Source organism: Lysinibacillus sp. KCTC 33748 (assembly GCF_002237755.1).
Taxonomy (GTDB): domain Bacteria; phylum Bacillota; class Bacilli; order Bacillales_A; family Planococcaceae; genus Lysinibacillus.
On sequence record NZ_MWSJ01000002.1, the window covers coordinates 129212 to 146574 of the forward strand.

The window sequence follows — 17363 nt, forward strand, 5'->3', positions numbered from 1 at the left end:
TGACCTCCTGTAGTCCGAAACAATTGAAGTTGTGCTATCTATTATCTGACATTTTATTGTTTTTGACAACAATGGTGTAAATTTTATACGATGGTAAGTAGGAGTGTGATTTAAATGACTGAACAAGTAACAATGCAAGCTTTACAGCAGCGTGTGGATGATTATATAGGACAATTTAAGGAAGGTTATTTCCCACCATTTGAGTTATTGGCTCGTCTAACTGAGGAACTTGGTGAATTGTCTCGCGAGGTACAGGACGTTTACGGGCAAAAGAAGAAAAAGAGTACAGAGGATGCTAACAGCATTGAAGAAGAATTAGGTGACTTTTTCTTTGTTTTAGTTTGCTTTGCAAATGCACAAGGCATTAAATTAGATGAAGCACTTTTACGCGTTATACATAAATTTGAAACAAGGGATAAAGATCGCTGGACTAGAAAGGATGAAGAATAATGTCAATTCGTGTAGCTATTGCAGGACCTAGAGGAAAGATGGGGGCTGAGGCTGTACATACGGTCATGAAGCATGACAAAATGGAATTAGTAGCTGTACTAGATTATAAGGAAGTAGGAAAAACATTAGCTGATTTGGAGATGTTTCCAGCAAGTTATACTGCTCCAATCTTTACAGACATGTCAGAGCTTGTAGAGGCAACTGCACCAGATGTATTAGTTGATTTAACAAACCCGCATGCAGTATATAAACATACTAAAGAAGCCTTGCATTTAAATGTACGCCCTGTAATTGGTACAACGGGCTTTACAGATGCACAACTAGTGGAATTATCAGCAATGGCTAAAGAAAAAGAGCTTGGCTGCATTATTGCTCCGAACTTTGCGATAGGGGCAATCCTTATGATGAAGTTTGCTAAGGAAGCGGCAAAATATTTACCTGATGTTGAAATTATTGAAATGCACCACGATCAAAAGTTAGATGCACCATCTGGAACAGCTGTTAAAACAGCACAATTGATTCAAGAGGTGCGAGCACAAAAAATGCAAGGACATCCAGAGGAAAAAGAAACACTTGAGGGTGCAAGAGGGGCAGAATTGGACGGCATGCGCCTTCACTCTGTTCGTTTACCAGGTTTAGTGGCACACCAACAAGTGTTATTTGGTGGAGACGGACAGCTTTTAACAATTCGTCATGATTCATTAAACCGTAATTCTTTTATGTCTGGTGTAGCATTTTGTGTAGAAGAAGTCATGAAAATGGATCAACTTGTATATGGTTTAGAAAACATCATCTAAAGATTGGGATGGAAGCATTATGAAAATCGCATTAATTGCACATGATCGCAAAAAAGATAATTTAGTACAGTTTGCTATTGCTTACCGTAATATTTTAAATGAGCATACGTTGTTTGCTACAGGTACAACAGGACAGCGCGTTATTGAAGCTACAGGCTTAGAGGTAACACGTTTTCGTTCTGGACCACTCGGTGGCGATCAACAAATTGGCGCAATGATTGCCAATAATGATATGGACATGGTCATTTTTTTCCGTGATCCTTTAACAGCACAACCACATGAGCCAGATGTTTCTGCACTGATCCGACTTTGTGATGTTTACCAAGTGCCACTGGCCACAAATATGGGAACTGCAGAAATATTACTAAAAGGCCTACAGGAAGGCTTTGTGGATTGGAGACTGATTCAAGAAAGACGAAATTAAAAAAAGGCGTGATTTAGAAAGGATGATAATCGAATGAAAAAGCTAAAAATCGGCATTACCTGTTATCCAACTGTTGGAGGCTCTGGTGTTATTGCAACAGAATTAGGAAAAATGCTTGCAGAGAGAGGACACGAGATTCATTTCATCACCTCAAGCGTACCATTTCGATTGAATAAAATTTATCCAACCGTCTTTTTCCATGAAGTAGAAGTTAATAATTATTCAGTATTTCAATATTCGCCATATGATATAGCATTAGCGAGTAAAATGGCGGACGTGATTAAGGATGAAGAGCTAGATGTGCTTCATGTGCATTATGCAATACCACATGCGGTCTGTGCTGTCTTAGCTCGTGAAATGAGTGGTCGTGACATTGGGATTGTCACAACGCTACATGGTACAGATATTTCGGTACTTGGGCAGGATTCCACTCTTTCACAGGCAATTAAGTATGGCATTGACAAATCTGATATCGTAACGACAGTGTCAGAGGCATTAAAGCAACAAACCTATGAGCTTATCGATACAGTAAAGCCGATTAATACGATTTACAACTTTGTAGATGAACGTGAATACTTCCCGCGCAATTCAGGAAGCCTAAAGGAACAATTCGGAATTGAAGAAGACGAAAAAGTTATTATTCACGTATCTAATTTCCGTAAAATTAAGAATCTTCCTCATATAATAGACGCATTTATGAAGATTCGCGCAAACATGAAGGCAAAACTGTTGCTTGTAGGAGATGGACCTGAAAAGCATCGTGTAATGGATCAAGTAAAGGAAAGTCCTTACATGAAGGATGTTTTATTTTTAGGTAAACAAGAAAATTTAGCTGAATTGTATGCAATCAGTGACCTTAAATTATTACTATCACAGCAAGAATCATTCGGATTAGTCTTACTTGAAGCAATGGCTTGTGGTGTACCTTGTATTGGATCGGCTGTAGGTGGTATTCCAGAAGTCATTGAACACGGTGTAGACGGTTTTATAGTGGAATTAGGAGATACAGACGCAGTGGCAGAATATGCTGTGAACCTCTTGAGTGATGAAGAGAAATTACAACGTTTCCGTGAAGCAGCCATTTGTGCTGTTGATGAAAAATTCCATTCATCAAAAATTGTAGAACAATATGAAAAATTGTATGAAAAGGTTGCTGAAAGAAATCATGCAAAACAATAAAGAATGGCAAGCGGCCTATTCAGTTATTGAACAACTAGAAAACGCGGGCTTTGAAGCAGTAATCGTCGGTGGTGCGGTACGAGATGCCATACTCGGTCGCCCTGCCCATGATGTAGATGTTGCAACAAACGCCATGCCAGACGAAGTAAAATCTGTCTTTAATCACACGGTTGATATAGGAATTCAGCATGGGACGGTACTTGTTATCGTGCCAGCTGGATCGGTGGAGGTAACGACATATCGCACAGATGGGGAATATACAGATCACCGTAGACCAGAGGAAGTGCAATTTGTACGTTCGCTAAAAGATGATCTACAGCGCCGAGACTTTACGATGAATGCTATAGCGATGCGTCGTGATGGCTCATTTGTTGATTTTTACGGGGGGCGTCAAGATATTGAGGCTGGTGTCATTCGAGCAGTAGGTGACGCACAGAAACGCTTTTCGGAAGATGCATTACGAATGCTGCGAGCCGTACGTTTTTCAGCGCAACTAGGTTTTCTAATTGAATCAGAAACCTTGCAAGCAATGCAGGGCAAGGCTGATACTATTTCTTGGATTGCAAAGGAGCGTATAAAGGCAGAGCTCGATAAGCTATGGGTAGGGAAAGATGTTTTTAATGGTATAAGAAAGCTTGAGGAAAGTAGCTTAGTGAATCATTTAAGTGGTACTTTTCAAGCAGATGACTGGTGTAAATTTAACACGCAGGACAAGCTATTAGGCTGGGCATATTTTTCAATGTTACAGGGTGATCATTGGCGAGAAGTGCTAGGTAACTATCGTTTATCGAATAAAGAGATGGCATTTGTAAAAGGTGTGCTAGCAGCCATAAAGGCTTTAAAAAATGGCTGGACGAATATGGATTACTTTTCGCATACACAACAGGAACTCGAGGCAGCTTGTTATTTTGCCGAGCTGAGACAGCTTGACGTTCAAATACCACAGCAAAGTATACAAGAAATTCAGACAAAGCTTCCCATTAGACACAAGCAAGAGCTTGTTGTAAACGGGACGAATTTATTAAAATGGTCTGGAATAAAAGGTGGCCCATGGGTAAAAGAAGCATTGCAGGCAATGCTTGAAGCGGTTGTCAATGGCGAACTTCAAAATGACCGACAGCACATAAAGAATTGGATAGAACATGATTATTTCAAAAAAGAATGATAAACGTTGATTTTTATCATTTCTGTATGATGAGGAACCGTCTTAAAAAGAATAAGACGGTTCCTTATTAATTTAAGCTCTATTTTTTGATTTTATAATATATTTTCTTATCTTTAAAAGTTGGATGTGACGTTTGTTAATACGTATACCATGTACTACGTTATGACGGTGATCCAACGATACGAAGTAAAATAGTTAAAAATAACGAATAAACAGTGTCTAAAAGATATTTGATGATATTGTGGTCAATTGTCATAATTTACAGTATGATTAATACTAATTAAAGTTTATAAATAACAACAAAAATTTAAATAGCAGAGTTTATTAAAGGATTGATTAGCATGAGTATTTCTATGAAGGATGAAATTTTAAAAAGAATATTAGCTGCTAATGGTGAAGCAGTTTCGGGTCAGGAGCTAGCAGATTCCCTTGGAGTATCACGTACTGCTGTATGGAAACATATGCAGTCGCTACAGGAGGAAGGCTATACGTTTGAAACGGTAAAGAAAAAGGGCTATGTACTGACGGGTGTTCCAAATAGCTTAAGCCCAACACAAATTGAACTATTTTTAAATACGGAACACTTTGGACGTGAAATCCATTATTTTGATGTTGTAGATTCAACACAAACAATCGCCCACAAGCTTGCACAGGAAGGTGCTTCACATGGCACGATTATAATCGGTGAGGAGCAAACTGCCGGTCGTGGTCGTATGGCCCGTCCATGGGAATCTGCAAATGGCACAGGTATTTGGATGACTGTTATTGTGAGACCAGATGTCACTCCTCAACAAGCTTCATCGTATACACTTGTCGTAGCAGTTGCGATTACGATGGCTATTAAAACATTATATAAACAAATTGAGCCAGCCATTAAATGGCCAAATGATTTGCTTATTAAAGGTAAAAAATGTACAGGTATATTAACAGAAATGCAGGCAGAGGCAGACCGTGTACAAGCATTGCTAGTAGGTATAGGTATTAACGCGAACCAGGTTGACACAGATTTCTCACCAGAAATCGCGGATATTGCTACATCTTTACGTTTAGAAGCGGGTGAAGAAATTAATCGAGCTGCCCTTGTCGCATCAATTTTACAATACTTAGAACAATTTACGGAATTATACGTGAAGGAAGGCTTTTCCAGCATTAAAAAGCTATGGGAACAAATGTCATGTACGATTGGACAACGTATTGAAGTTACGACTTTACGTGGGCGCTTTGAAGGTATTGCCAGTGGGATTACGGATGAAGGTGTACTACAGCTAACAGAGGATAATGGCACAGTTCGGACAATTTATGCTGGAGATATAAAAATTTTATAGAAACATAAACTACAATGTGCATTCACTTATCCAACAAGAACGTATATTTTCGAATGTGAAAGTATACGTTCTTTCATATTTTTCGAAATACATTTAGCTCTATATATTTTTTTCTCGTTTGTAGTCTTGTCTAAAGAAGATCAGAGAAAGAATTAGTAAAATTATTGGAAGAAAAAACAATCCTGAGTCATATTTAACTGAATGCTCCATTTTTAGTCCGAACAAATAAATGAATAATGTAAAAGAAACCGATAAAGAGATCGTTCCCGCTATAGTTTTCATTACATGCCCCCCAAAGGAAAACGCTTATTTTATTTTTTCTATTAACGTATCAATATCATCCCATACATAAATAAGTTCTTCTACTATTTTTCCGCCAATTTTAATTTCGATGTTATTTACATATTGTGCACCATAATATTCATAGAAATAACGTGTTTTATTTTCTGCTAATACTTCTACAAATACTTTTTCGTATCCTTTTTGATTAAAATAGGTGAATATTTCTTTGAGTAGTTGTTTCCCAATACCCTTTCCATGATATTCTTCTAAAAGATATATAGAAGTCAAATCAGTTGAATTTACTACTGAATTTGTCTTTCGTGTACCACTAGTTGCAAAGCCGATTATTTCTCCTTGTTCATTTTCAGCCACCAATACATAATTCGTAGCATCTGAAATATTATTCTTCCATAGCTCTGTTCGCTGCTCGTAAGATAATTTATTCAAAAAATCATCTGGCAAAATGCCTTTATAAGTTGTTCGCCAACTGTCAACATGTACTTTTCCAATACTTTGAGCGTCTTGAATGTTTGCTTTTCTAATTTTCATATTAACCACCTCGAAATTCGAACTTTATTTCAAATGAATACGGACGTTTTTGACCCATTTCACCTTGGATTCCTCCTTAACTTTAAAAAAATTTAGCACTACATAGTAGTATGACTAATATAGAATTAATGGAAATCTGTTACTGATACAATGGGAAATCATATAAAATTTTTACTAAAAAGGCATTATCACATGGGTATAAATTCTACCTTCTAGATATTGAAAAACGAAATGATCAAGGAAGGAAATATTTATGGATGTTGTGCCGTTTTTAAGGAGAGAGGAATTCTGTCCTAGCCTTTGATTTAAGCTTCTTTGGATCCACTATTCCCAGCCCTGTTCAGTAATCTATGGCCGGTAATCCAAACTACTACACCGGTCCCCCATAATATCAGAGCTGAGCTAAAACCCACAGATGTCCACAATACCATAATTTGGTAATTACCCCAGGTAACTCTTACGGGTAAAGTAAACAGTGTGATTGCCGATAGCAGGCAAAGAAGTGAACCCGAAATATAATAGAGATTGACCTGAAAAAGGTACGCTAGGGGAAAGAAATGAGCACCAACAATGAGAGCCATAATAGGAACAAACAAATCCAAGTGATTGGTAGATTGACAAATTACGGCGGCAGTGGCTATCAAAACGCCTTCTAAACCGAAAATAATACCGAACCACAAATTTTTTCGTTTCCAACGATGGGAATCCTCTCCCATCATCTCGTTTGATAATCTTTTAGATTTCATTATCAAAACGATTCCTCCAACAAGCAGTACAACACCAATCAACAAGGATAAAATCAACAGCCAGAGAAATCCCCAGCCGTGCAATCCTCTAATTCCAATTCCTGCCCACAGAGTACCGAAAAATGCCATGAAGATAACGCCAGAGGCTGTTCCGCGCACAGCAGCTCTAGGAATGATGGTTTGTGACATATCATGAACCCTCCTCTTTCAATTTCATTTTAACTTCTTTCAGCAAATGTTTTCGTAGCGAAAGTGAAACGTCAGCTACAAATGTTTTCGTAGCGAAAGTGAAACGTCAGTTACTTTTCAGCAGGTGTCCAAACGTCCGCTGAAATGAGGAATCAGTCTAAGACCTTCACATCCTGTGAAAACGCCTGAATGAGAGTGTAGCGAATCCACGTCAACGTACAAAATATTTTTGCTTTCACTGTAGTGACTACAGGTGGGCCTACTCAATAACCAATGGATACACTGGTGTTCGTAGGAATTTTTTGGCTAAGTGGTGGGGAGTTAAAGACGAATCTCTAATAGAATATGTATACTAACACCTCAGTAATAGTATGAAATGGAAGTGCAATTTTTGTACATCTTTATTCAAGCGGGAATGTACATAGTTAAATTAGCATTTAAACTCAGGGAGCGGAAAGAATGAAAAACGAATATGTACAAATTGAAATTATCGAAGATGAAACCCGCAAATCATTTACTGGAATAGGATTTATTATAAGGGAGTATGAAAGTGGTGGAGTCGTATGTTTAACTTCTTTCAGCAAGTGTTTTCGTAGCGAAAGTGAAACGTCAGCTACAAGTGTTTTTGGCAGTTATAGAAGTCTCTCACCTCTATAGGTGATGAGATGAATGCGGATTTAAACTACTTTTCAGCGGGTGTTTGGACACCCGCTGAAAAAGAGGGACTCACTCTAAGACCTTAAATAGATGAATCTTGTAGCCAATTTTATTTCAATGTTAACTGTAAGTCACCATGAGAAACAGTTACTTTTAACTGGTTATCACCATTATAAGATTGTGATACTTTGCTGTTTTGTTCCTTCTTATCAACTGTAAGATCCCCGAAGTCAGTTTGTAATTCATAGCCAAGCTCACCTATTTTATTTTGTAAGCGAAGCGTAGTATCTCCAAAGTTAGACGTAATAGTAGATTGACCATTTAATGTTCCATCTATGTTAATATCACCATGTTCACTTTCAACAACGAAGCCATTACTTGAAAATTGTTGTAGCTTTATGTCACCAAAAGATTGTGTAATCTCTGTTTTATCACCGGTAGTGTCTTTAAATATAATGTCCCCGAAATCTTCAGTTAGAGTTAACTCCAGGTAGTTTAGACCGCGAATGGTTGTATCCCCGAAATTACTATTAAGGACGACGGTTTTCAATGTTACATCTGAAGGAACATAGATTTTGATGGAAGGATTTCTGAAGCTAAAAAATCCGATTTGTAAACCATTCTTTTTCTTACTCTTTGTTTCAACAGTTAATGTATGATCTTTTATACTGTACGTCACATCATTATCTTTAATAACATTTGTTTCTAATGCAAAACGATCACTAGCAACAATTTCAACATCGCCATAGTGATTGATAACATTGATGTTAGTGAAATCATCTAGTTTATAGGAATTGTTTAATAGTGTATCGTTCTCTGGCAATTGGATGCCTTCATCAGTTAACACAAGACTCCATTTTCCACCAGAGAAATAACCAACGAGAGCTAACAGTATGCCGAAAGCAATCATAGTAATGGCTATATGGGTATGTCGAGACGTCATTAGTATCCCTCCTTCCGCTTCTTTGTTATTTTGTGGAATATTTTACCTAATGCTTCGACACAAACAACAACGATTGTTTTGATCACACGAGCAACAATTGGGAATAGCAGGATACCGAGACCAGTTACAATAAAGCCAACCCCCATAAAGAGAATCGCTGTCGGCCAGTGCTGAGTTAAAATGAAGAAGCCTGAAATAAGTGCAACGATTCCACCAAAAAAGATACTTAATACAGTTGCAATAATCGCAATGATAACGCTGAATACAACTGCTCCAAATGAAAAAATAAGTGCTATAGCAACCGCAAGTAACGGTAATGAAAGTGGGGCTGATAATATTGCTAGAATGATAATCCAAATCGCAGACATATTTTTCTTAGTCGAAGTTGAAGTTGTTTCTAAATCTTTTAATGCATAGTCCGCCATTATTTGTGATGCAACATGAGAAGGAGAACCTAGCTGTTGAATGATCTTCTGTTCGTTCTCTTCTCCTGCTTCATCGAAATATTCCTCATAATAGGCAAGCGCAATATCAATTTCATGCGCTGGAAGACGTTGTAATTTCCCCCGTAGCTTTTTCAGAAAGCTAGCTCTATTCATCATATTTCCCTCCTATAAGTACACAATCAACCATCTCTTTATACTTTTGCCATTCTTTTAATAGCTCCAGTAATCGTATCCGACCTTGTTCAGTAATTTGGTAATAGCGTCTATTCCTCCCTTGGTAGGGCTGATCGTAGGTTGTTAAGCAATCTGCTTTTTGTAAACGACGTAATACTGGGTACAGCGTAGATTCTGATATTTCCATCACAGATTGTATCTGCTGTGTTAACGAGTAGCCGTATGCATCCTCTTTATCGACGATGGCAAGTACACAAGCGTCAAGTAAAGCTGAGCCAAGCTGAAATGTCATCTTTTCTCACCTCACAATGTTATACCTATACAAGGTTTTATATTATACGTCGTATAGTATGGTGGAAGTATATTACATATCATATTGAAATGTCAAATTTTATTAAAAAGTTCAAGCGAAAAATAAAAATGATAGTAGTGTCATTTAAAATGTTTGGAGGTAGAGATAATGCCAAAAGTAAGCCATGAATATGTACAGGAAAAGAAAAACGGCATTTTAGAGGCAGCCACAGCAGTATGTAAAGTTAAGCCTCTCTATGACATTACGATGAGGGATATTATTAAGCGTCAGGAGTAAGTCAGGGTGGGATTTATCGTTATTATTCAGACTTAGATGAAATACTTATAGATGTTATTAATCAAGTAAATGCAAATGCAGACTATAAACATACTATCGATGGAATTACAGTTACGAGTAATTCTCCCACAACAACAATCATTAAATGATTTAATTTTCTTGGAGAGTACATGAAGGAAAACGTATCAACAGTTGGTAAAATCCAATTTGAGCTTACGATTTTATTTACTAACAATCCAGATAGGGAAAAGAAAATTTTATCAAACATTATTGAGAATGAAAGTGGACAATATTTGATGCAACAAATTTTTCATTCGATCCATGAGGGAATTTCTTCAGGGTGCTTTGAGCCTGAAATTTCGATAGAGGATCTATCTACTTTTATGATGACATCGATTGATGGCATTGTGAGAGACGTTGTCTTGCAAAAATGTTACGGAGTGTTCTCAAATAAGCACGTGCAGTTTGATGAGATTCGTTTGATGAATACACTTTGCAAATCCGTATTATTACTATTGGGTACGAAAGAAGGAGAGGATTAAAGTTGGGATTAGAGGTATGAAGATTTCTATTTTATACCTTTGCAACGTCTTGGATAATTTGGGGCAGTTTAGCCTTATTAACACAGCTAAATTTGCTGAAGTTTGGCAATGCAATATATATGCTATTGTTTGTTCTCGGCGGAATTACTCCTGCAATTTGTGAGATTTGGTTGAAAAAGAAATATTCGACTAAAGAAGAGTTCAAATCATTTATCCATAATGTAAAAAATCCTAAACATCCTGTATCTTGCTATATATTTGTAATTGGATTGGCATTTGCGGCTTTTTTTACCAACGCTATGGGGCGGAGCAACTTTGGAGAATCCAATGTATCTGGCGTTAATTGAATTGCCAATCATGATTATTGGAGGAAGGGTAGAAGAAATTGGCTGGCGTGGTTTTTTACAGCCTACATTACAAAAAAGATGGTCTCCCTTCACGAGTACAGTTATTGTGGGCGTTATTTGGGCAGTTTGGCATCTGCCATTATGGTTTGTCATTGGATCAAATCAAATGAACATGAACTTCCTAGGGTTTTCTCTAATAACTTTAGCGTTATCCTTTTTATTAACGATTATTTACCTATCCACTAAAAGTATTTTTCTCTGTATTATTTTCCACGCTTTCACCAATTCATTTTGGGATGTTTTTGTACCAGTTACAAATGTAACGTCTGGTTTATTTACATTTTTATTTGCTCTGTTGCTATTTACAATGTTTGAAGTTTATCGAAAATCAACCTTTCAGAAAAGAATGGTTTGAAGTTAGATATATTTTTCAATCGTAATTATTAGAAAATAATATTTGAAGATTACTAGGGGAATCTGTTATAGTATGTGCGAAGGGCAGTATCCTTTTGTGAACGGCACCTTCAAAACGTTAGAACAATTTACAATAAATATCTGCCTTGATCTTTTAATGACAGGGACGGAAGAAAACAAACGTTCAAAAAGATAACTTAATTCAATGGAATGGGCAATTCTCATAATGAGATTTGATTACGATTCTTTTATTAAGTTATGGCCTCTATTCAAGAATTAGAGGTGATTTTTGCTAACGAACGAAACACTACCCTTCTGTCTATTTTAAGAACAGAAGGGTTTTTCTGTTTTCTTTCCTTAAAAAAGGAGGACTACATGATGAAAACAACTTCAGATTTTTTAAAGATGAAGGCAGCAGGTGAGAAAATCGTTATGCTTACTGCATATGATTATCCTGCTGCAAAATTTGCCGAAGAAGCAGACGTCGATATGATTCTAGTGGGAGATTCACTAGGTATGGTAGTACTAGGCTATGATTCTACAATGCCAGTAACAGTAGCAGACATGGTCCATCATGCAAAAGCAGTGCGCCGTGGGGCGAAGGATACGTTTGTTGTTGTTGATATGCCATTTGGTTCGTATCACGGTGATATACACGAGACGTTGAAAACGGCAGTAACTATGATGCAACAAACAGGAGCAGATGCACTAAAGTTAGAGGGAGCAGACGATGTACTACCAGCAATTCGTAAATTAACGTCAGCTGGCATTCCAGTGGTTGCTCATTTAGGTTTACTACCTCAATCAGCAGGCGTGCTTGGTGGATACAAGGTTCAAGGTAAAACAGCTGAACAGGCAACGAAGCTCATTGAAGATGCAAAAAAATGTCAAGAGGCAGGAGCGTGTGCTGTCGTTTTAGAATGTATCCCCCATCAGCTAACAGAGATGGTATCTGCTAATCTTATTATTCCAACGATTGGCATTGGAGCTGGTGTACAGGCTGATGGACAAGTTTTAGTTTATCATGACATGTTAAGCTATGGTTCACATCATGTACCAAAATTTGTGGAACAGTTTTCGAATATGGGCCAAGAAGCAAGCCGTGGAATTGCTAGTTACGTAGAAGCAGTAAAGGCGGGTACATTCCCTGCACCGAAGCATTTCTTTACGATGAAAGAAGAAACATTGGATCAGTTATACGGGGGCGTAAAGTAATGAAAGTCGTCACTACTATCCATGAGCTAACTATAGAAATCCAAGCAGCTAAGCAAGCTCAGAAAACAATTGGACTCGTTCCAACAATGGGCTATTTACATGAGGGTCATTTAACGCTAGCAAAAACAGCTCGCGACGAAAATGATTTAGTCGTGATGAGTATATTTGTCAACCCAACTCAATTTGGACCAAACGAAGACTTTGAAAGTTATCCGCGTGATTTGCCACGGGATACTGCTTTAGCAGCGTCTGTCGGTGTTGATATTGTTTTCGCACCGAGTGTGGAAGAAATGTATCCGCATGATGGCGGTATTCGTATTCATGCGGGTGAACAGGCAACCATTCTTTGTGGGGCGAGCCGTCCAGGACATTTTGATGGCGTTTTACAGGTCGTAGCAAAATTATTTCACTTAGCACAGCCGACACGGGCTTATTTCGGACAAAAAGATGCCCAGCAGGTGGCAATTATTGCGACAATGGTACGCGATTTTAATTTCCCTTTGGAAATGCGAGTAGTACCCATTGTACGTGAGGAGGACGGTTTAGCGAAATCCTCTCGCAATGTGTATTTAAGTGAAGCGGAACGTCTTGAGGCACCCGCCATTAATGAAGCGCTACAGCTTGCTCGTAATAACTTTATAGCAAATGGTGATGCAGCGAGTGCGCTTGCTAAAGCAAAGGCACACATTGCAGCACGTACACATGGCGAAATTGACTATATTGAACTGTTAGCGTATCCAGATTTAACACCCGTATTTCCTGAAACGGAGCAAGTGCTTTTAGCGGCAGCCGTCTATATTGGTAAAACTCGTTTAATTGATAATTGTATCTTTAATGTGAAAGAAGGATTGTAAAATGTTACGAATGATGATGAACAGTAAAATCCACCGAGCTACAGTGACACAAGCAGATTTAAACTATGTTGGTTCTATTACGATTGATGAGGATATTTTAGATGCAGTAGGAATGCTGCCAAACGAAAAGGTGCATATCGTTAATAACAATAATGGCGCACGCTTTGAAACTTATATTATTGCAGGGGAACGTGGATCAGGCGTTATTTGTGTGAACGGAGCAGCAGCACGCCTAGTACAACGTGGAGATATTGTAATTATTATTTCTTACGTGTATGTAGATAACGAAGAGGCAAAAGATCATAAGCCAACAGTAGCTATTATGGGCGAGGGTAATACAATTAAAGAAATGATATCGTATGAGCCAGAGGCAACAGTGATGTAGTGTGATAAAAGTTGCTACTACTTTGAAACTTTAAAGACAATTTTTTTATAAGGTGATTGAATTCATCATAATTTGAAAGTGTACATTACTAAGTTAAAGCCTTAGGACGCAGTTATGCCGAGGTATAATTAGTTGATGTACACTTTTTAATATGTCCAAAAATTGTTAAAGAAAGGGTTTATCATATGAGCATTAAAGTGAATTTGAAAATTTTACAAACTAGAATTGCGTTAAAGATATGTTTTTAACTCATCATCAAAAGTTGTGGATAACAATTTTTAAGACGAAATTCCTTGAAGTTGATCTTCGTTCCGGCTGGGCGACTCCTCGGGGATTAGCGATATAGAGGAACGAAGGCTAGAAGCATCACTTCCTGTGATAACGCCTTCGTGACCAACATTGTGCTGCTGTCGCTACGTTGCACTCACGCTTTCGCGCAAAAGACATTTGTTGGCCCGAGACCCTGCAGCGAAGCGGATGTTTTCTGTGCGAAAGCGAAGCGGCAGCTATAAAGCGCTCAGCCGGAATGGAAATCAACCACACATAATGGTGATAGGTCATATTTTTACAATTGTATTAATTTGGAGATTCTTGATGATAATCAACAATGGCAGAGGGATGCCGCTGAGCCAAATATGTGATAAAATTCATCTATCTAATGTGAACTGTGAGTTGAGATGTATGATGGAAAGTCAAAAGTATGCAATTGTTGATTTAGAGACGACTGGTCATTCACCGGCAAATGGGGACCGAATGATTCAAATAGCAATTGTTATTATGAAAGATTGGGAAATTGAACAAACGTATACGAAGTTTATATATCCAGGTAAAGCTATTCCAACGTTCATTCAGGATTTAACGCATATTACGGATGAGGATGTAAAGGATGCCTTGCCGTTTGAGGCACATGCCGACTACATATATGAACTGCTTGCCGATTGTGTATTCGTCGCGCATAATGCGGATTTTGACTTATCCTTTTTACAAGCAGAGTTCAAGCGTGCGGGTTTATCAAAATGGCAGGGTAAAAAGATGGACACGGTTGAGCTTGCCAAAATTTTGTTCCCAATGTCACTCAGCTTTAAGCTAGGTGATTTAGCGGCAGATTTAAATATAGAGCTTACAAATGCACACCGAGCAGATGACGATGCCCGTGCAACAGCGGAGCTCTTTAAACGATGCTGGAAGGAGTTACTCAGTCTCCCTCAGCTAACCCTAGAACAAATGCATAAACGCTCATTCAGATTGAAGTCAAATTTATCCCAGCTTTTCTTCGAGGCTCTTCAAATTAAACGACAGCATGTAACTGCTAATGAGAATGTCTCCTACTACCGCAATTTGGCTATTTGTGATGGGCGAAAAAAGTATACAAATCATGCGGAGGTTGTATCATATCCTCAAACAGCAGCTGACAAAACAGCATTAATGACAAAAGCCATGTCGAATTTTGAGCAACGACCAGCGCAATTCGAGATGATGGACACGATTTGGCAAGCGCTCAATGACAAAAGGGAATGCGTTATAGAGGCCTCAACAGGTATTGGTAAAACAGCAGGCTATCTACTTCCTGCGATTTTGTATGCTCGAGCAGTCGATAAAAAAATTGCGATTAGCACATATACGTCACACTTGCAGGAGCAACTTGTTGAGGAAGAGCTACCAAAGATTGAAAAAATCCTTGGCACAAAAGTCAATATCGCTGTGCTTAAGGGCATGCAGCATTATATTGACGTTGCACGCTTTGAGCAATGTATGGCATATGCTGATGAAACTTATGATGATACATTTACGATTTTGCAAATTCTTGTCTGGTTGACTAAAACAGAAACAGGTGTGCTAAGTGAGCTCAATGTATCTGGGGGCGGACAATTATTTTTAGAGAAAATCCGCAAAATGCCTGATGAAAAACCTTCAAAGGGCTTTGATTTTTATGAGCAAGCGTTAAAAAATAGTGAATTTGCTGATTGTATCGTAACGAATCATTCTATGGTACTCAGTGATTTAGTCCGTCAAACACCAATATTTACACAAATTGACGGATGGATCATTGACGAAGCACATCAATTTATACAATCTGCTATGCAGCAGGATGAAGTTGTCTTCTCCTATACGCAGTGGAAGTACATTTTTGGCCAAATTGGAACGATGGAGGAAACTGCTTTGTTCCAGCAATTTAGTCAGGCCGCTAAGAAGAAACACCGTGTTTCTATGCAAAGCTTGCAGCGACTAGATGCACAATTTATACGTCTACAACGGACATTCGATGAAACTATGCAACGGGCTGTACAAAAAATGCAGCAACAAATAAAAGGGAAGCAAGCTAGTAGTAAATGCACTTTGTTTTTAGAGGATGTAACGCTAGCAAAAGAGCCGCTTCTACAAGTGAGTAAGCTCACACAGCAATGGCTTGATCTTGCTACAGAAGTGGGGCAGGCCTTTGAAAATAATATTGAGCAATTAGATAAAAATGAGCTCTTTATTTTATCTGAGTGGCATTATTGGATCCGTGAATTAAAAGTAAAAATCGCGGAATGGGAAGAAATTTTCCTATCGTCACAGGATGATAATTCAGTATGGCTAGAATTTGATGTAAGGAGCGTTCCTGGGAGCTTACACGTCTATAAAAAGCCTGTTAATGTCACACCTATCATTGAAAAAGTACTTACGCCTCTTCGTAAGCAGGCAAGTATTGTGTGGACTTCAGGCACTTTAACGGTGCCAGGTAATGAGCGTTTTGTAACGAGTCAACTTGGTATTTCTAATAGTGTGCAAGTAATAAAGCTCCAAGCACCACCATCCTATTATGCAGGTGCTAAGGCATTTATTGTCACTGATATGCCTGAAATTCAACATGTGACTCAGGACGAATATATTGAAGCGGTCGCCCATGCAATTACACGTACCGTGCGAATGACTGAAGGACGTTGCTTTGTCCTATTTACCGCTCAGGACATGCTTCGAAAAACAGTGGAGCTTATTCAAGATAGTGAACTCCTTGATGACTATATGCTCTTTGCACAAGGAGTCACGGGTGGTAGCCGTATGCGAATTCTGAAATCATTTCAAAAGTTTAGCCATGCCGTTCTTTTTGGTACAAACAGCTTCTGGGAGGGAGTAGACGTTCCGGGTGACGCTCTTTCATCGGTGATCGTTGTACGCCTGCCGTTCTCCTCACCGGAAGAGCCTGTATTTAAAGCGCGAGCAAAACATATTACAGCACAAGGTCGCAATTCTTTCAATGAGCTTTCATTACCAGAAGCCATTATGCGGTTTAAACAGGGCTTTGGTCGTTTAATCCGTTCATCACAGGATAAAGGAGCCTTTATAGTTTTGGACCGCCGTATTTCAACAAAGTCGTACGGTAAGGAATTTGTTAAGGCGTTACCACCGATTGATGTGAAGAAATTGCAGCTACCGGAGTTGTTAAAGGAACTTAATAATTGGCAGAAATAGTTGAAATCCCTTTTAGTAGTTTTGCTAAAAGGGATTTTTTGGTAGATTTTATCCCGAAAGTAAGGTTATCTGAGCGAATTTTGAAGAAAATAAAAATCCAGGTGACTCGAGCCAATATAAAGTAGAAAACAGAGATCCCGAGCTATATAGTCTGCAAGCCGAGAATCAGATTTTCTCACTAAAAAAGCCCTCGACGATTGCGGGGGCTAGTTGCTATTATAAAACTTCTTTGGTCTGC

General features: G+C 38.4%; 19 protein-coding genes and 1 pseudogene. 14 read left to right on the forward strand and 6 right to left on the reverse strand.

The genetic code is table 11. The features are described 5' to 3' along the window. The first annotated feature begins 114 nt into the window (after positions 1-114). From B1B04_RS03405 to B1B04_RS03430, 6 genes are all read left to right on the forward strand, one after another. A complete protein-coding gene (locus B1B04_RS03405; RefSeq protein ID WP_079559931.1) occupies positions 115-450 on the forward strand; it encodes a nucleotide pyrophosphohydrolase in 336 nt (111 codons plus the stop codon). Next, on the forward strand, positions 450-1247 hold the full coding sequence (gene dapB, locus B1B04_RS03410; protein WP_079559932.1) for a 4-hydroxy-tetrahydrodipicolinate reductase: 798 nt from the start codon (positions 450-452) through the stop codon (positions 1245-1247). The genes B1B04_RS03405 and dapB overlap by 1 nt, the downstream gene beginning before the upstream one ends. A 19-nt stretch (positions 1248-1266) precedes the next feature. Beyond that, a complete protein-coding gene (mgsA, locus tag B1B04_RS03415) occupies positions 1267-1671 on the forward strand; it encodes a methylglyoxal synthase (protein ID WP_079559933.1) in 405 nt (134 codons plus the stop codon). Between the two features lie 33 nt (positions 1672-1704). Continuing rightward, the gene (gene bshA / locus B1B04_RS03420; RefSeq protein ID WP_079559934.1) at positions 1705-2850 is read left to right on the forward strand and encodes an N-acetyl-alpha-D-glucosaminyl L-malate synthase BshA; all 1146 of its coding nucleotides are present in this window, start codon (positions 1705-1707) and stop codon (positions 2848-2850) included. Then, the gene (locus B1B04_RS03425) at positions 2801-4015 is read left to right on the forward strand and encodes a CCA tRNA nucleotidyltransferase (RefSeq protein WP_240518183.1); all 1215 of its coding nucleotides are present in this window, start codon (positions 2801-2803) and stop codon (positions 4013-4015) included. The genes bshA and B1B04_RS03425 overlap by 50 nt, the downstream gene beginning before the upstream one ends. A gap of 341 nt (positions 4016-4356) precedes the next feature. Next, positions 4357-5340 (forward strand): biotin--[acetyl-CoA-carboxylase] ligase, encoded by a 984-nt coding sequence (locus tag B1B04_RS03430; RefSeq protein WP_079559936.1) that lies wholly within the window; start codon positions 4357-4359, stop codon positions 5338-5340. 99 nt (positions 5341-5439) lie between these two features. Here B1B04_RS03430 and B1B04_RS25890 read toward each other — a convergent pair whose 3' ends face one another. The 3 genes from B1B04_RS25890 to B1B04_RS03445 form a co-directional block, all read right to left on the reverse strand. Further along, positions 5440-5622, reverse strand: a complete 183-nt coding sequence (locus B1B04_RS25890; RefSeq protein ID WP_079559937.1) for a hypothetical protein — start codon at positions 5620-5622, stop codon at positions 5440-5442. A 24-nt stretch (positions 5623-5646) separates the two neighbouring features. Then, entirely contained in the window at positions 5647-6171 is a 525-nt protein-coding gene (locus tag B1B04_RS03440) for a GNAT family N-acetyltransferase (protein WP_079559938.1), read from the reverse strand. Positions 6172-6476: 305 nt separating this feature from the next. Then, complete coding sequence (locus B1B04_RS03445; protein ID WP_079559939.1) at positions 6477-7106, reverse strand: hypothetical protein; 630 nt, start codon at positions 7104-7106, stop codon at positions 6477-6479. A gap of 459 nt (positions 7107-7565) precedes the next feature. On the opposite strand from B1B04_RS03445, the gene B1B04_RS03450 reads away from it, so the two are divergent. Then, positions 7566-7763, forward strand: a complete 198-nt coding sequence (locus B1B04_RS03450) for a hypothetical protein (RefSeq protein ID WP_079559940.1) — start codon at positions 7566-7568, stop codon at positions 7761-7763. 109 nt (positions 7764-7872) lie between these two features. On the opposite strand, the gene B1B04_RS03455 is transcribed toward B1B04_RS03450, so the two are convergent. The 3 genes from B1B04_RS03455 to B1B04_RS03465 are packed head-to-tail and all read right to left on the reverse strand — an operon-like array spanning position 7873 to position 9618. Beyond that, complete coding sequence (locus tag B1B04_RS03455) at positions 7873-8706, reverse strand: DUF4097 family beta strand repeat-containing protein (RefSeq protein WP_079559941.1); 834 nt, start codon at positions 8704-8706, stop codon at positions 7873-7875. Further along, positions 8706-9305 carry a DUF1700 domain-containing protein gene (locus tag B1B04_RS03460; RefSeq protein ID WP_079559942.1) on the reverse strand — a complete coding sequence of 200 codons (600 nt, stop codon included), beginning with the start codon at positions 9303-9305 and terminating at the stop codon, positions 8706-8708. Before B1B04_RS03460 ends, B1B04_RS03455 begins: the two co-directional genes overlap by 1 nt. Beyond that, positions 9298-9618, reverse strand: a complete 321-nt coding sequence (locus B1B04_RS03465) for a PadR family transcriptional regulator (RefSeq protein ID WP_079559943.1) — start codon at positions 9616-9618, stop codon at positions 9298-9300. The genes B1B04_RS03460 and B1B04_RS03465 overlap by 8 nt, the downstream gene beginning before the upstream one ends. A 168-nt stretch (positions 9619-9786) precedes the next feature. Here B1B04_RS03465 and B1B04_RS26340 point away from each other — a divergent pair, with 168 nt between their 5' ends. The 7 genes and pseudogenes from B1B04_RS26340 (at position 9787) to dinG (ending at position 17125) form a co-directional block, all read left to right on the forward strand. Next, on the forward strand, positions 9787-9915 hold the full coding sequence (locus tag B1B04_RS26340) for a hypothetical protein (RefSeq protein ID WP_276207735.1): 129 nt from the start codon (positions 9787-9789) through the stop codon (positions 9913-9915). A gap of 170 nt (positions 9916-10085) precedes the next feature. Then, the gene (locus B1B04_RS03470) at positions 10086-10457 is read left to right on the forward strand and encodes a hypothetical protein (protein WP_079559944.1); all 372 of its coding nucleotides are present in this window, start codon (positions 10086-10088) and stop codon (positions 10455-10457) included. 53 nt (positions 10458-10510) lie between these two features. Beyond that, a pseudogene (locus tag B1B04_RS26630) lies at positions 10511-11219 on the forward strand (CPBP family intramembrane glutamic endopeptidase). A 377-nt stretch (positions 11220-11596) separates the two neighbouring features. After that, a complete protein-coding gene (gene panB / locus B1B04_RS03480; RefSeq protein WP_079559945.1) occupies positions 11597-12433 on the forward strand; it encodes a 3-methyl-2-oxobutanoate hydroxymethyltransferase in 837 nt (278 codons plus the stop codon). Next, positions 12433-13287 (forward strand): pantoate--beta-alanine ligase, encoded by an 855-nt coding sequence (panC, locus tag B1B04_RS03485; RefSeq protein WP_079559946.1) that lies wholly within the window; start codon positions 12433-12435, stop codon positions 13285-13287. The genes panB and panC overlap by 1 nt, the downstream gene beginning before the upstream one ends. 1 nt (position 13288) lies before the next feature. After that, positions 13289-13672 carry an aspartate 1-decarboxylase gene (gene panD, locus B1B04_RS03490; protein WP_079559947.1) on the forward strand — a complete coding sequence of 128 codons (384 nt, stop codon included), beginning with the start codon at positions 13289-13291 and terminating at the stop codon, positions 13670-13672. A 681-nt stretch (positions 13673-14353) separates the two neighbouring features. Then, positions 14354-17125 (forward strand): ATP-dependent DNA helicase DinG, encoded by a 2772-nt coding sequence (gene dinG, locus B1B04_RS03495; protein ID WP_079559948.1) that lies wholly within the window; start codon positions 14354-14356, stop codon positions 17123-17125. Positions 17126-17363 lie beyond the last annotated feature (238 nt).